14 protein-coding genes and 1 tRNA gene are annotated in these 13,763 nt (G+C 63.4%); 14 read left to right on the forward strand and 1 reads right to left on the reverse strand.

Features of this window, described 5'->3' with window-relative positions; translation table 11 throughout:
• Window positions 1–2 precede the first annotated feature (2 nt).
• The 14 genes from mbhE (at window position 3) to HPTL_RS09105 (ending at window position 12,227) form a co-directional block, all read left to right on the forward strand.
• On the forward strand, window positions 3–2,813 hold the full coding sequence (gene mbhE, locus HPTL_RS09040; RefSeq protein ID WP_119335686.1) for a hydrogen gas-evolving membrane-bound hydrogenase subunit E: 2,811 nt from the start codon (window positions 3–5) through the stop codon (window positions 2,811–2,813).
• Window positions 2,810–3,160, forward strand: coding sequence for a Na+/H+ antiporter subunit C (locus HPTL_RS09045; protein ID WP_119335687.1), 351 nt, complete (start codon window positions 2,810–2,812; stop codon window positions 3,158–3,160). The genes mbhE and HPTL_RS09045 overlap by 4 nt, the downstream gene beginning before the upstream one ends.
• Entirely contained in the window at window positions 3,157–4,794 is a 1,638-nt protein-coding gene (locus HPTL_RS09050; RefSeq protein WP_119335688.1) for a monovalent cation/H+ antiporter subunit D, read from the forward strand. The genes HPTL_RS09045 and HPTL_RS09050 overlap by 4 nt, the downstream gene beginning before the upstream one ends.
• Window positions 4,791–5,309, forward strand: a complete 519-nt coding sequence (locus HPTL_RS09055) for a Na+/H+ antiporter subunit E (RefSeq protein WP_119335689.1) — start codon at window positions 4,791–4,793, stop codon at window positions 5,307–5,309. The genes HPTL_RS09050 and HPTL_RS09055 overlap by 4 nt, the downstream gene beginning before the upstream one ends.
• Entirely contained in the window at window positions 5,306–5,596 is a 291-nt protein-coding gene (locus tag HPTL_RS09060; RefSeq protein WP_119335690.1) for a K+/H+ antiporter subunit F, read from the forward strand. Before HPTL_RS09055 ends, HPTL_RS09060 begins: the two co-directional genes overlap by 4 nt.
• Window positions 5,597–5,605: 9 nt before the next feature.
• Entirely contained in the window at window positions 5,606–5,962 is a 357-nt protein-coding gene (locus HPTL_RS09065; RefSeq protein WP_119335691.1) for a Na+/H+ antiporter subunit G, read from the forward strand.
• Window positions 5,959–6,624 carry a lipoprotein insertase outer membrane protein LolB gene (locus HPTL_RS09070; protein ID WP_119335692.1) on the forward strand — a complete coding sequence of 222 codons (666 nt, stop codon included), beginning with the start codon at window positions 5,959–5,961 and terminating at the stop codon, window positions 6,622–6,624. Before HPTL_RS09065 ends, HPTL_RS09070 begins: the two co-directional genes overlap by 4 nt.
• Window positions 6,621–7,547: a 4-(cytidine 5'-diphospho)-2-C-methyl-D-erythritol kinase gene (ispE, locus tag HPTL_RS09075; protein ID WP_119335693.1), complete on the forward strand. Its 927-nt coding sequence runs from the start codon at window positions 6,621–6,623 to the stop codon at window positions 7,545–7,547. The genes HPTL_RS09070 and ispE overlap by 4 nt, the downstream gene beginning before the upstream one ends.
• A tRNA-Gln gene (locus tag HPTL_RS09080) sits at window positions 7,525–7,601 on the forward strand. Before ispE ends, HPTL_RS09080 begins: the two co-directional genes overlap by 23 nt.
• Before the next feature lie 52 nt (window positions 7,602–7,653).
• Window positions 7,654–8,604, forward strand: a complete 951-nt coding sequence (locus HPTL_RS09085) for a ribose-phosphate pyrophosphokinase (RefSeq protein WP_119335694.1) — start codon at window positions 7,654–7,656, stop codon at window positions 8,602–8,604.
• Between the two features lie 69 nt (window positions 8,605–8,673).
• Complete coding sequence (locus HPTL_RS09090) at window positions 8,674–9,288, forward strand: 50S ribosomal protein L25/general stress protein Ctc (RefSeq protein ID WP_119335695.1); 615 nt, start codon at window positions 8,674–8,676, stop codon at window positions 9,286–9,288.
• 39 nt (window positions 9,289–9,327) lie between these two features.
• Window positions 9,328–9,945 (forward strand): aminoacyl-tRNA hydrolase, encoded by a 618-nt coding sequence (gene pth, locus HPTL_RS09095; protein WP_119335696.1) that lies wholly within the window; start codon window positions 9,328–9,330, stop codon window positions 9,943–9,945.
• On the forward strand, window positions 9,942–11,030 hold the full coding sequence (ychF, locus tag HPTL_RS09100; protein ID WP_119335697.1) for a redox-regulated ATPase YchF: 1,089 nt from the start codon (window positions 9,942–9,944) through the stop codon (window positions 11,028–11,030). The genes pth and ychF overlap by 4 nt, the downstream gene beginning before the upstream one ends.
• 48 nt (window positions 11,031–11,078) lie before the next feature.
• Window positions 11,079–12,227, forward strand: a complete 1,149-nt coding sequence (locus HPTL_RS09105) for a PQQ-dependent sugar dehydrogenase (protein WP_119335698.1) — start codon at window positions 11,079–11,081, stop codon at window positions 12,225–12,227.
• Here HPTL_RS09105 and sbcB read toward each other — a convergent pair.
• Window positions 12,199–13,722, reverse strand: a complete 1,524-nt coding sequence (gene sbcB / locus HPTL_RS09110) for an exodeoxyribonuclease I (RefSeq protein WP_170141325.1) — start codon at window positions 13,720–13,722, stop codon at window positions 12,199–12,201. The two genes, HPTL_RS09105 and sbcB, sit on opposite strands and share 29 nt — an antisense overlap.
• Between the last annotated feature and the right edge of the window lie 41 nt (window positions 13,723–13,763).

The following is a 13,763-nucleotide window of genomic DNA, read 5'->3' on the forward strand; positions in this document are numbered from 1 at the left end:
CGATGCTGACGTTGGTCATTGTCCTCCCTCTGCTTTTCGGCACCGCGGCGTGCGCGTGGGCGGGGGCGCGGTTTGGGAAACGGGCCGCGGCTGTCAGTGCCGCTGCAGTCGCGATACTGGCGCTGGGCCTGTTGCTGACCCTAGCGGCACCCATCTGGGCGGGGGGTGCCGTGACCGAAGCGGCGCAGTGGGTCCCCTCACTGGGGCTCAACTGGCAACTGCGCGCCGACGCGTTGAGCCTCTTCTTTGCTACGTTGATCCTGGCAATCGGGCTTTTGGTGATCACCTACGCCAGCTACTACCTCGGCCCCACAGATCCGCCCGGGAAGTTCTACGCGACGTTGATGCTCTTCATGGCCGCGATGCTCGGGATCGTGCTCGCGGACAACCTGCTGCTGCTCATCGTCTTCTGGGAGCTCACCAGCCTTTCGTCGTTTCTCTTGGTCGGCTACTGGAACGAGCAGACGCAAGCGCGGCGCGGCGCAAGACAAGCGCTGATCGTCACCGGTGTAGGCGGTGTGGTTCTGGCGGCTGGCGCGCTGCTCCTAGGCGAAATCGGCGGCACCCACCAGATCAGCGCGTTGCTCGCGCAAGGTGGCGCGTTGCAGAATCATCCGCTCTTTTCGTGGGCGCTCGTCATGGTGCTGATCGGGGCCGTCACCAAAAGCGCGCAGTTTCCGTTCCACTTCTGGCTGCCCGACGCCATGGCCGCCCCGACGCCCGTTTCGGCGTACCTCCATTCGGCGACGATGGTCAAAGCGGGGCTCTTCCTCCTGCTGCGTCTGCACCCACTTTTTGCCGGTTCGAGCCTATTCGAAATGATCGCATTACCGGTCGGTTTGGCAACCCTGACGCTCGGCGCCGTCATCGCAATTTTCAAACACGACCTCAAGGGGCTCCTTGCCTATTCGACGATCAGCCACTTGGGGTTGATCATGACGATGATCGGTCTGGGTACCGTCGAAGGGGTGGTCGTGGCGGTCTTGCACATCTTCAACCACGCGTTGTTCAAAGCAGCCCTCTTCATGAGTGCCGGAATCGTCGACCACGAAACGGGGTCACGTGATTTGCGCCACGTAAACGGCATGATGCGCTATCTACCGTGGACCGGTCTCTTTGCGATCATCGCCGCAGCGGCGATGGCTGGAATCCCCTTTTTCAACGGTTTCCTGTCCAAAGAGCTCTTCTTCACCGCGACACTCACCGCGCCCCACCCGCTCGTCCCGATCCTCGCAACGGCTGCGGCAGCCGCAAGCGTCGCCTACTCGTTCCGTTTCATTCACGATACCTTTTTCAACGGCGAACCGGGGCCACTACCCAACCCCCACCCGCACGAACCGGCGTGGGGCATGCGGGCGCCCGTGGTGCTCCTTGCGCTCCTTTGCGTCCTCTTCGGGGTGATGCCGTGGCTCGCCGAGCCGCTGATCACGCGGGTTGCCACGGCGGCGGCCGGGGCAGCCGTGCCGGAACTTCACTTAGCGTTGTGGCACCATCCCGGGCTTCACGTCGCAATGAGCGGACTTGCGCTCGTCGGGGGCGGCATCGCGTACGCCCTTTTGATGACCAACCGCTTCCTCCATCGACTCGATATCGACCGTCTCTTCGGACGCCGCGCTGGCCGCTGGCTCTTTGCCGCTGCAATCGCTCGATTGGTGCGCGCCGCGGCTTGGATCACTCGCCGTACCGACACCGGCTCGCTCACCGTGATCGTTGCGCTCGTCTGGATGAGCGCGCTCGCGCTCCTCTATTTCACCGTACCATGGCCGAAAACGGTTAACACCCCAGCAGTCCCGGAACCTTCGTTCGCGACACTGCTCGTTGCGTTCCCGCTCTGGTTGCTCGTCGCGCTTTCGGCGGGTGCGCTGCTCTTCTGGCATGCGCGCCGAACCGTCGCGGTGCTTCTGACCGGCGTGATCGGACTGGTGAGCGCCGTGGCGTTTGCCCTGCTGTCCGCGCCCGATCTGGCGATGACGCAGATCGCCGTCGAAGTGGTGAGCACCGTGTTGCTGTTCCTTGCGCTCTCGTTCCTACCCAAACGCACCCCGGCGATCCCGTTTCGGCGACGCTTCCTGCGCGGTGCGATCGCCGTCGCTGCGGGTGTCACCGTCGGCGTGTTGGCTTGGTGGCTGCTGGTGACGCCGCGCGAATCGATCAGTTGGTACTTCTTGGCCGAGGCGCTTCCCGGCGGAGGCGGCCGCAACGTCGTCAATGTGATTCTCGTCGATTTCCGCGGCTACGATACCTTTGGCGAGATCACCGTGCTCGGGGTCGCCGCGTTGGGCGCGTGGGCGCTCTTTGTCGGCGCGTCACGGGCACAGGATCGCGCCCGACGGACACCACAGTGGATCGAACCCCATTCCCACCTTCTGCGCGTCGCAACGACCGTGATGCTGCCCGCGGCGCTTCTTTTGAGCATCTATCTGTTCTTGCGCGGCCATAACCAACCGGGCGGCGGGTTCATCGCCGGGTTGGTCACCGCTGCAGCGCTTCTGCTCGTCTATCTCGCGCACGGGTTTGCCGCGGCAAACCAATTCGTGCGCGCCCAAGACGGTTGGCGGTTCGCACGCACGGTGGGCGCTGGGATCGCGATCGCAGCCGCCACGGGCGCCGCTGCGTGGGCGTTTGGACGCCCCTTCCTCACCAGCGCACACGGTCACCCACACCTGCCGCTCTTAGGCGAACTCCCGCTTGCCTCGGCAGCACTCTTCGACCTTGGCGTCTATGTCACGGTGGTCGGGGCAACGCTGTTGCTCCTTGCCACTTTGGCTGCGGGTCGCCGCAATGACCGCAAAACCGAGGAGATCGAACGATGACGCTGGAAGGATTGGTTGCTTCGGCGATTGGGATCGTCACCACCGTAGCCGTCTACCTGCTCTTGCAACCGCGCGCGTTTGCCACGGCATTGGGCTTGACACTGCTCAGTTACGCGGTCAATATGTTCATTTTCGTCGCGGGTGGGCTCTGGATCGACGCACCCCCTGTTCTCGACGCGGGCCGCCGACTTAGTGCCGACCCGCTACCACAAGCGCTGATCCTGACCGCGATCGTGATCGGCTTTGCCACCACCGCTTATCTGCTTGCGTTGGCGGTTCGCCGTTTTGCGGTCACGGGTGACGAGCGCACGCACCTTACCCCGAAGCACACGGAGGACGCGCGGTGAGCAACGCTGCAACCGCCCTCTTCACCCATTTACCGATCCTGCTGATCGTTTGGCCGCTGGGGTGGGGGATCCTTTTGCTCCTCGGCGCTGCGCGCAGCAGCGACCATCCGCCGGGGAGCGACCACCCCGAAACGTCGTTACGCCGCGAGCGCTGGCTCAGTTTGAGCGGTGCGGCGATCACCCTGCTGGGGGCGTCGCTGCTTTCCTGGGATGCCGCGCACGGTGCGATTCGCGTCTATTCGTTGGGCGACTGGCCCGCGCCATTTGGAATCGCGTTGGTCTCGGATCGCCTGTCCGCTCTTTTTCTGCTGCTCACCGCTGTGGTCGCGGGTAGTGCCTTGGCGTTTGCGATCGGCAGTTGGGACCACCGCGGTCGGGCCTTCCACCCCCTGTTCCATATCCAATGGGCTGGACTCAACGGCGCGTTCCTCACGGGCGACATTTTCAACCTCTTCGTCTTTTTCGAAGTACTGTTGATCGCCTCGTACGCGTTGCTCACCCACGGTCTTGGACAGGCACGCTTGCGGGTCGCGTTTGGGTATGTGGTCGTAAACCTCACCGCATCGTCACTCTTTCTCTTGGGGTTAGCGCTCATCTACGGCGCTTACGGTAGCCTCAACCTTGCCGATCTTGCGCAACGCACGGTGGCGCTTGCCCCGCAACCCCTCTTTTTGGCGCGCGCGGGTGCCACACTGCTGCTCGTCGTCTTTGCGATCAAGGCCGCTGCCGCACCACTCTATCTGTGGCTTCCCACAGCGTACAGTGCGGCGTCACCGCCCGTTGCCGCGCTCTTTGCAATCATGACCAAGGTCGGCATCTACGCGATCATTCGCGTCCATTGGGCGGTCTGGGGCGGTGAGTCGGGCGTTTTGGGTAGCGCGGCGTTTGCGTTGCTGCTTCCCGTAGCGATCGTCACGGGATTGCTGGGTGTTGCCGGGGCGCTTGCGGCCCGCACCCTTTCGCGGCAGATCGCGTTCTTGACCGTCGCGTCGGTGGGCACGATCCTCATCGGCGTCGCGTTGGCCACCCCGAAGGGAATCGCTGCCGCACTCTTTTACCTCGTCCACAGCACGGTCACCGTCACGCTCCTTTTTTTGGTCGTTGCGCTGGTCGCCGCACAACGGGGTGAAATCGGGGACGTGATCCAACCTGCGCCTGCGTTGCGCGATCCGGTTGCGCTCGGTCTCCTCATGCTGCTCGCTGCCGCTTCTGCGATCGGCATCCCGCCCCTTCCGGGTTTTTTGGGCAAACTCTACCTGCTGGAAGCGAGCCTGGACCGCCCGGGGCAAGGCGCCGTGTGGCTCACGCTCATCGCAGTGGGCGCACTCACACTGATCGCGCTCGCCCGTGCAGGGGTGACCATCTTTTGGCATAGCCACCCGAAGCGCATCACGGTCTGGCCCGCCGGTGACAGTCGCGTGCTCATGCAGCCGGTCGTGGCGCTGGTCGTTGTCGTCGCCGCGATGACGCTGTGGGCAGAACCGCTCTACCGCTTCACCTACGCCGCAGCGGTTCAGGCTGCCGACCAGACGGCATACGCACGCGTCGTCTTGGAGCGCGTGCACTTTTCGGCCCCGTGGACGCGGCCTTATGACGGCGTCCTTCCCCAGACCGAACCACCGGAGGTGCCATGACCCCCGCGACGATCCCGCCGCGCTGGTTCCCTGCGCCGATCCTTTCGCTACTCCTGGCTGGCGCGTGGTTGCTGCTCAACCACAGCGCGAGCCCGGCCCATCTCGTTGCAGCGTGCGTTCTGGGGTGGGGGATTCCGTTTTGGCTTCGACCGCTTTTGGGGACCCGTGCCACCATCCGCTGGCTGCCTGCATTGCGGTTGGCGGCGATCGTCCTCTGGGATATCGTGGTCTCGAACGTCCGCGTAGCGCGCCTGGCGCTCAGCCCCACCGCCAAACCGCGATCGGCGTGGCTGGTGTTGCCGCTTCGCACCGATCACGCGCGCGCAAACGCCCTGTTGGCAACGATCGTCACCAACACGCCCGGAACGGTTTCCGTGGCGTTTGCCGAGCGCTCGCTCCTCATCCATGTACTCGACTGCGCAGACCCAGCGGCAGCGCTCCACGAAATCGATACCCGCTACCAACTGCCGCTCATCGCGATCTTTTCGCTCGATATTGAGGAGACGCCCCAATGACGCCCGCTTTCTCGCCCTGGCTCAACACGCTGCTCGACGGTGCGCTCTTTGTCCTGATGCTCACCCTCGTTTTGGTCGCCTGGCGGCTGTGGCGCGGACCGGACGCGGTCGATCGTCTGTTGGCGTTGGACACGCTCTACCTCAACGCCGCGAGCCTGCTTCTGGTTTGGGACCTGCGGCACCATACGCCGCTGCTTTTCGAAGCCGCGTTGATGATCACCGCGCTCGGCTTCGTCGGTACCACCGCTGCAGCGCGGTACCTGGCCCGCCACGCCGTGATCGAATAGGAGCGTCGAATGGTTTCGCAAGCGTGGGAATGGCTGATCGCCGGATGCGTGCTCGCCGGTACGTTCTTCACGTTCGTCGGCGCGATCGGCCTCAATCGCTTCCGGGACACCTTCCAACGGCTGCACGCGCCCACCAAAGCATCGACGCTGGGGATCGGGATGCTGCTGATCGCGTCGATGATCGCTGCATGGCAAGAGGGGCGTCCCGGTTTTGCCGAACTCCTCATCACACTCTTCGTCTTCCTCACGGCGCCGGTCTCGGCGAGCCTGCTTGCGCAAGCCGCGATCCGGCGACGGTGCAAAGGCGGGCCTCCGGCAAGCGCCGCCCCTGAGACGCCGCAACAGACAGAGAGGGAAGGGCTATGAATCGTCAGGGAAGCGACCGGTTAGGCACGTCGCTCTTTGGGCTTACGCGGCTGCGGCTTGCCTGGGCGGTGCGCGTCCGCTGGCGCGTGGCGCTGCTTGGATTGCTCGCAACCGGAATCGCCGGCTGCTCCTCCTTCCCTTCCCCGCCCCCGCGGCGCGTGGACAGCACGTCCCCCGCATCGGTTGCCGCGATACCGGTGCGCTTTTACGTCGAAGGGCGTTTTGCGGCGCAACACGAAGCGGAAGGGATCTCGGGCCGTTTCGTCTGGCAACGAACCGCACCCCATCAGGAGACGTGGCAACTCATCTCCCCCACGGGAAACGAAGTCGCACAGCTTACCGTAACCGGCCACGACGCGACGCTCACCGTCCCGGGGCAACCGTCACGCACTGCGCCAAACCCCGAAACGCTCGTCGAACCGCTTCTTGGTTTTGCCCTTCCGCCGTGGACGACCTGGCGCGCCGCGCTTTGGGGCTGGCGCCCGGTCGATACCAATCCCCCCGCCGTCGAGCCGGTTGCGCACGAGTCGACACACGCGCTCGGTTGGACCTGGCGGTGGTCTGATCGTGATCCGAACGGGTGGCCACGCCGAATCGAAATCAGCCGCGGCGATACCCGTCTGATACTCGTCGTCGAGACGCGGCAAGGCAGCGAATCATGACCTTTGCACACCAACAGCCAGAGCCCCTCATCCCAGTACCACCCCAGGGCACCGGCACCGTTCGCGTCCCGGCGCCAGCCAAGATCAACCGATTTCTGCACGTGGTCGGGCGCCGTAACGATGGGTACCACCTGCTGCAAACCCTCTTTCAGCTAATCGACTGGTGCGATTGGTTGACGATCACGCGCCGTGACGACGGCCGAATCGTCCGCGAACTGCCGCCCAATAGCCCGGCAGAACTGGCCAAACTGCCACCGGAACGCGATTTGACCCTTCGCGCCGCGCATTTGCTGCGCGCGCGGTTCGGCCACCCCGAATGGGGCGCGACGATCCGTCTGGAAAAGCACCTTCCGCTCGGTGGCGGCCTTGGGGGCGGAAGCAGCGATGCCGCGACAGTGCTCTTGGCGCTCAATCGACTCTGGGGACTCAACCGCTCGCGCGAAACGCTGTGTGCGCTGGGTGCCGAACTTGGTGCAGACGTCCCGTTTTTCCTCTTCGGCGAAAGCGCGTTTGCCGAAGGAATTGGTGAAAAGCTCACCCCGTACCCGCTCCCGACCGAGACGATCTGGATCCTCGACCCTGGAGTCGCGGTCGCTACCGCATCGATTTTTGCCTCCCCCCTCTTGACACGCGATACGCCTTGTTGCACAATAACGGCTCTCGCGCACGCCACGCTGAGAAACGATTTGGAGCCGGTTGCGCGCGCGCTTCACCGGGAAGTCGATCGCGCCTTGCAGTGGCTCGCTCAGTTTGGTGACGCACGGATGTCCGGTTCAGGCGGTTGTTGTTTTGTAGTAACCCATGCGCGCCTGCCGGATCCGCCGTTCGGCGCACTCAAGCGTTGCCGGACGTTGGCGCGTCACCCATTGTGGCTGTGGGCGGAACCGAATTCCAGTTTTTTGGGGAGTCGCCAAGCTGGTTAAGGCACCGGATTTTGATTCCGGCATTCGAGGGTTCGAATCCTTCCTCCCCAGCCATTTCGTCGCGGGTAGGCTGTAAGCCTACCCGTTTTACTTGATGAGGGTGAAAATGCCACGCGGCAGTATGATGGTCTTTACCGGCAACGCCAACCCGAAACTCGCGTCAGACGTGGTTCGGCGTTTGGGGATCCCTTTGGGTTCGGCTGTTGTCGGTCGCTTTTCCGACGGCGAGATCAACGTCGAGATCCTCGAAAACGTCCGCGGACAAGACGTCTTCATACTCCAACCGACGTGCACGCCCACCAACGACAATTTGATGGAACTGGTGGTGCTTGCCGATGCGCTGAAGCGCGCCTCTGCGTGGCGCATCACCGCCGCGATCCCCTACTTCGGTTACGCCCGGCAAGACCGTCGCCCGCGTTCGGCACGCGTTCCGATCACTGCGAAAGTGGTCGCGAACATGCTGCAAGCCGTCGGCGTTCAAAGGGTGCTCACCGTCGATCTCCACGCCGATCAGATCCAGGGCTTTTTCGACATTCCGGTCGACAACATCTACTCGACGCCGGTTTTGATCAACGACATAGAAAAACAGCGCCACGACAATCTGACGGTCGTCTCACCCGACATCGGCGGTGTGGTGCGCGCGCGTGCTTTCGCGAAACGGCTCGACTGTGACCTGGCGATCATCGACAAACGGCGCCCGAAAGCGAACGTGGCCGAAGTGATGAACATCATCGGCGATGTCAAAGGGCGCACCTGCGTGATCGTCGACGACATCGTCGATACCGCCGGCACCCTCTGTAAAGCTGCGGCTGCGCTCAAGGAACACGGCGCCGAACGGGTGATCGCCTACTGCACCCACCCGGTCCTTTCTGGCGCCGCGCCCAGCCGGATCGGCGAATCGGTACTCGACGAACTCGTGGTCACCGATACGATCCCGCTCAAAGAGGACGCGCAATCGTGCGCTAAGATCCGTCAGATCACGATCGCACCGCTTCTTGCCGACACGCTACTGCGCATCAGCAACGAAGAGTCGGTGAGTTCGCTTTTCACCGAATGAGGTTTTGGGAAGCACCTCGTCTGCTGGTCGCGGCGGCGAGGTGCGGTTTGTCACTGTAAGGAGCGTATCATGCAATTCAACCTCAAAGCCCAGCGTCGCGACGACCAGGGTACGCGTGCGAGCCGCCGCCTGCGTCGCGCGGGTCTCGTCCCCGCGATCGTCTACGGGGGCAATCAACCAGCGCAACCGATCGCGCTCGACCACAACGAGCTCTACCACCTCTTGGACAACGAGGCGTTCCATACTGCGGTGATCACGCTGGAAATCGACGGCACCCCGACCTCGGTGCTGTTGCGTGACGCGCAATACCACCCCTTCAAGCCGATCGTGCTCCATGCCGACTTTCAGCGCGTGGCGGCTGACGAAGTGATCCACATCAAAGTGCCGTTGCACTTCGTCGGCGAAGCGGAATCGCCCGCCGTGAAGCTCCACCACTGTATCGTCAACCACGTCTTGACCGAACTCGACGTGCGTTGCTTGCCAAAAGACATCCCCGAGTACATCGAGGTCGACCTCTCGCAGATCGAACCGGGCCATTCGGTGCATGTCTCCCACATTACCCTTCCGGCAGGGGTCACGGTGGTGAGCCATGGCGAAGAGGATCCGGTCGTTGCCACCGCCGTGAAAGTTTCCAGCGGGGAAACCAGCGGTGAGGGTGAAGTGGAAGGCGAAGGCGAAGCGTAACTCACCTTCTTTCCTTTCCCTTTCGATACGCGTCGCGGCATGAGTGGTCACCCAATTCCTCCGCAATTGGTCGTTGGGTTGGGTAACCCCGGCCGCGAATACGAAGCGACGCGCCACAACATCGGTTTTTGGTGGGTAGACCAGTTGGCGCGCACGTTGTGCGCAATTTTTCACCCAGAAGCGCGCTTTTTCGGTGAAGTTGCGCGCTCCGGCACGCTGCGGCTGCTCAAACCCACCACCTTTATGAACCGCTCCGGGCAAGCGGTCGCGGCATTGGCGCGCTTTTTCCGCATTCCTCCGGAAGCGATCCTCGTCGTTCATGACGAACTCGACCTCCCGCCCGGACGCGCCCGCCTCAAATTCGGCGGCGGCACGGCGGGCCACAACGGCTTGAAAGACATTCGCGCGCAATTGGGCAGCGACCGCTTCTGGCGGTTGCGCCTGGGCATCGGGCATCCGGGCGATCGCAACCAAGTGGCGAACTACGTCCTCCATCCGCCCCGCGCCGAGGAGCGGGCGCTGCTTGAGCAGGTGCTCACCGATACGCTGGCCTGTTGGCCCTTGATTGCTCGTGGCGACTGGTCGCGGGCGCAGCAACGGATCCATGCGCTGGCACCGCCCACCCCCTCGCTCACGCCCCAGGAGAACCGGTCATGAAATGTGGCATCGTCGGATTGCCCAACGTTGGAAAATCGACGCTCTTCAACGCGCTCACCAAAGCGGGTATCGAAGCGGCAAATTACCCCTTCTGCACGATCGAGCCCAACGTCGGCGTCGTGGAAGTTCCCGATCCGCGCCTGAAGCAACTGGCCGAAATCGTCAAACCGCAACGCGTGGTCCCGGCGATCGTCGAATTCGTCGATATCGCGGGCTTGGTCAAGGGGGCATCACAAGGAGAAGGGCTTGGCAACCAATTTTTGGCCAATATCCGCGAAACCGATGCGATCGTCCATGTCGTTCGCTGTTTCGAAGACAGCAACATCGTCCACGTCTCAGGTAGCGTCGATCCCCTGCGTGACATCGAAGTGATCGACACGGAACTGGCGCTTGCCGACCTTGCCACGGTCGACAAAGCGCTCAACCGCTACCGCAAACCGGCGCAAGCGGGGGACAAAACAGCGAAAGCACTCGTACCGGTCTTGGAACGGTGCCACGCGCAACTCGATGCCGGCCGCCCCATTCGCGCCCTCGCGTTGAGCGACGAAGAGCGGGCGCTGCTCAAACCCTTCTGCCTGCTGACCGCAAAACCGGTCCTCTACGCCGCGAACGTCGACGAACACGGTTTCGGTGACGACAACCTCCACCTGCGGGCCGTTCGCGAACACGCTGCGCAAGAAGGGGCGCAAGTGGTCGCAATCTCTGCAGCGATCGAAGCGGAGATCATCGAACTGCCCGACGAAGACAAAGCAATCTTCCTCGAAGAGATGGGGATGAGCGAGCCCGGGCTCAACCGCTTGATTCGGGCGGCGTACCGGTTGCTGGGCCTACACACCTTTTTCACCGCGGGCGTCAAGGAGGTCCGCGCCTGGACCATTCCGATCGGCGCGACCGCGCCGCAAGCCGCGGGCGTGATCCACTCCGACTTCGAACGCGGTTTCATCCGCGCGCAGGTAATCGCGTTCGACGACTTCATCCGCTACCGCGGCGAAGCGGGGGCACGGGAAGCGGGTAAAATGCGCGCCGAAGGCAAAGAGTACGTGGTACAAGACGGGGACGTGATCCACTTCCTGTTCAACGTCTAACCTCAAGGCAACCCGCCGCGTTGCCCGCTATTGTCCGCGTCGTCGTTTATGTCCTCCCCCTACGCGCTCCCCGCAGAACCGCTCGCCCCACCGCTCACCGCAGTTGCTCCGCCTGCGGTTGCGATCGAAACGGTAGCAAGCGGCTTCACCCATCCGTGGGCGGTCGCGTTCCTTCCTGACGGAACGTTGCTCCTCACCGAACGCCCCGGGCGCCTCGTTCATTTCGATCCCCGAAGGGGTCAACGGCACACGGTTACCGGTGGGCCACCGGTTTTTGCACAAGGTCAAGGGGGATTGCTCGACTTGGTGCTTGCGCCCGATTTCGCCACGAACCGCACCCTCTATTTCTGCTTCGCCGAACCGGTGGGCAGCACACACGCCCGGACCGCCGTAGCACGCGCCGTAATGACGCCCGACAACCGCGCCCTCACCGACGTGCGCATCCTCTTTCGCCAGGAACCCCCACTGCCTGGCGAACTCCACTTCGGTTGCCGCCTGCTCTTCGAACCCGACGGCAAAGCGCTGCTGGTCACACTGGGCGAGCGCTACCAGGCGCGCAATGAAGCCCAGAATCTCACCAACCATCTGGGAAAAACGGTACGCATCGACCCAGAGAACGGGGCCGGTCTGATGGGGCGATTTTGGCAGGAGCGGTGCCAACGCGGTGACCGCAACGCGTGCCACGCACAACCCGAGATTTTCACTTGGGGCCACCGCAACGTGCAAGGCGCCATTTGGCACCCGGGCGCGAACCAATCGTGGATCGTCGAACATGGCCCGCAGGGGGGTGACGAACTCAACCGCCTCACGCCGGGCGGAAACTACGGTTGGCCCCACTATACCTACGGCGAGGAGTACGGCGGTGGGCCCATCGGCGAGGGGAAGGTCCACCCCACTCCCTACCAACCGCCACTCATCCACTGGACCCCGTCGATCGCACCCTCGGGGATGGCGTTCCTTGCAAGCGACCGGTACGGGGTCGAATGGCAAGGAGCGGTGCTCGTCGGCTCGCTCAAGTTCGGTGAGGTGCGCTGGCTTCAGACGGTGTGCGACCGCGTTTTGCACGAAGCGATCCTTCCGGTCGGAGCGCGGGTGCGCGACGTCCGAGTAGGTTCAGACGGGTTGGTTTATCTCCTCACCGACGAAGCAAACGGCAAATTGCTTCGCCTCACGCCTCAACCGGCGGAAAAGCCGTAGCATCGGCTGCAGTGGTTGCGCAATCGCACCCTGCGCTAGCTTCGGTTTCCCAAGACGCCAATTCCGCCCGCCGCTCTTCGGAAAGGGCGGCAGCGGCTTGCGCGAACCGATCGCGAAAGGTTGCCCGCGAAAGCGACGCCCCCGCCGCGCCGTGACAGACGCGGGCACAGCGTAACTGCGTCCAACGCGTCGCGTCGTCGTCGGACAACGATTCGGGGTACCAGCGTGCGCGCATCCGAAACGCCAGTTCGCGCAACGTCGGCTGCTCAAGCGCCGTTTCCAGCGTCTGCAATACCGTGGCATCAGGCCCACTGTCGGGTGCCGCCTGCCACGCTGCGGCCAACCGTGACCGATCGCGCCCCCCGGGGAATTCACCGTAGAGCGCGATTTCGGGGTCGCGCGTCTGGCCGACGAACTCCGCTTCGCCCAGCGCAAGCAACGCCTCCGCTTTCTCATGCAACGCGTCCCGGTAGCGCTGCGCCACGGCAAACTGCGATTGGATCGCGTCGAGATCGAGCCCGAACCGCGCCGGATCGGTTGCACCGATCGCCGCCCAATTGGCGAGCATCGGCGTTTTCTTCACCGAAATCGTCCGCACGGGGGGGCGATAAGCCGATTCGGGCAGCGACACTTCGGGACAAAACCGCCATGCATGCAGCGTCTCCAGCGGTGTCTCGAGAAAACGCGCCACCGGTTCGCGCAGATCGAGCGTCAACCATTCGTTGCGCCGCCCCGGGCGTTTTCCCAACACGACCACCGGACTCAAATGCCCTTGACTTGCCGGAACGAACGGCGAAATCAACCACAATGGCTCACGGGGCGCGCGCGCACTCAGGAGCGCATCGACCCGCGCGGGCGTGCGCAAACCGAGTGCGTACGCAAAGAGTCTCGGTTGTCGCGTGCGAACCAAGTTCGCGAGCGCGATGAGTGCCAACACGTCGGATCGGGCATCGTGGGCGCGGGGTTGCGCGATCGCGTTTGCCGCTGCCAGGTCTTCGAGCTTGAAACTGGGTGCTTCCGGATCGTCGGTGCGAGAAGGCCATTCGATGCCTTCGGGACGAAACGCGTATGCAAGCCGCAACACGTCCAGGAGATCCCAGCGGGAGGTGTCGAGGCGGTTTTCATGGGCGAACGGGTCGAGTAGGTTGCGATGCAAGAGGTAACGCAAACAGGCGTCGTCGAAACGGACGTTGTTGTACCCAACCCAGCAGGTGCCCGGTTGGCTCAAGACGCGAAGCAACTGCGCGGCAAATGCCGGCTCTGTAAGCGCGTCGTCGCGTGCATTGACCAACGGCGGCGTAAGCCCAGTCACTGCACACGCGACCGGGTCCGGAAGGAAATCGGGTACGGCCCGACAGTACCAAACTTGTTCCTCGAGGATCTGCGTGCAGGTTGCATCGGTGCGAATCGCCGCACACTGCGCGATGCGCGTCGTCGCCGGGTCACTGCCGTACGTTTCGAAATCGTACCAGAGAAAGGTTTCGGGGTCGTTCAACGGGAAAGTTCTTTGCACTCAGAGCAACGTTATACGTGAAG

Source organism: Hydrogenophilus thermoluteolus (assembly GCF_003574215.1).
Taxonomy (GTDB): domain Bacteria; phylum Pseudomonadota; class Gammaproteobacteria; order Burkholderiales; family Rhodocyclaceae; genus Hydrogenophilus; species Hydrogenophilus thermoluteolus.

Coding starts and splice junctions, on each gene's coding strand:
- mbhE (WP_119335686.1), top strand. CDS start 3: ATGCTGACGTTGGTCATTGTCCTCCCTCTGCTTTTCGGCACCGCGGCG.
- HPTL_RS09045 (WP_119335687.1), top strand. CDS start 2,810: ATGACGCTGGAAGGATTGGTTGCTTCGGCGATTGGGATCGTCACCACC.
- HPTL_RS09055 (WP_119335689.1), top strand. CDS start 4,791: ATGACCCCCGCGACGATCCCGCCGCGCTGGTTCCCTGCGCCGATCCTT.
- HPTL_RS09060 (WP_119335690.1), top strand. CDS start 5,306: ATGACGCCCGCTTTCTCGCCCTGGCTCAACACGCTGCTCGACGGTGCG.
- HPTL_RS09065 (WP_119335691.1), top strand. CDS start 5,606: ATGGTTTCGCAAGCGTGGGAATGGCTGATCGCCGGATGCGTGCTCGCC.
- HPTL_RS09070 (WP_119335692.1), top strand. CDS start 5,959: ATGAATCGTCAGGGAAGCGACCGGTTAGGCACGTCGCTCTTTGGGCTT.
- ispE (WP_119335693.1), top strand. CDS start 6,621: ATGACCTTTGCACACCAACAGCCAGAGCCCCTCATCCCAGTACCACCC.
- HPTL_RS09085 (WP_119335694.1), top strand. CDS start 7,654: ATGCCACGCGGCAGTATGATGGTCTTTACCGGCAACGCCAACCCGAAA.
- HPTL_RS09090 (WP_119335695.1), top strand. CDS start 8,674: ATGCAATTCAACCTCAAAGCCCAGCGTCGCGACGACCAGGGTACGCGT.
- pth (WP_119335696.1), top strand. CDS start 9,328: ATGAGTGGTCACCCAATTCCTCCGCAATTGGTCGTTGGGTTGGGTAAC.
- ychF (WP_119335697.1), top strand. CDS start 9,942: ATGAAATGTGGCATCGTCGGATTGCCCAACGTTGGAAAATCGACGCTC.
- HPTL_RS09105 (WP_119335698.1), top strand. CDS start 11,079: ATGTCCTCCCCCTACGCGCTCCCCGCAGAACCGCTCGCCCCACCGCTC.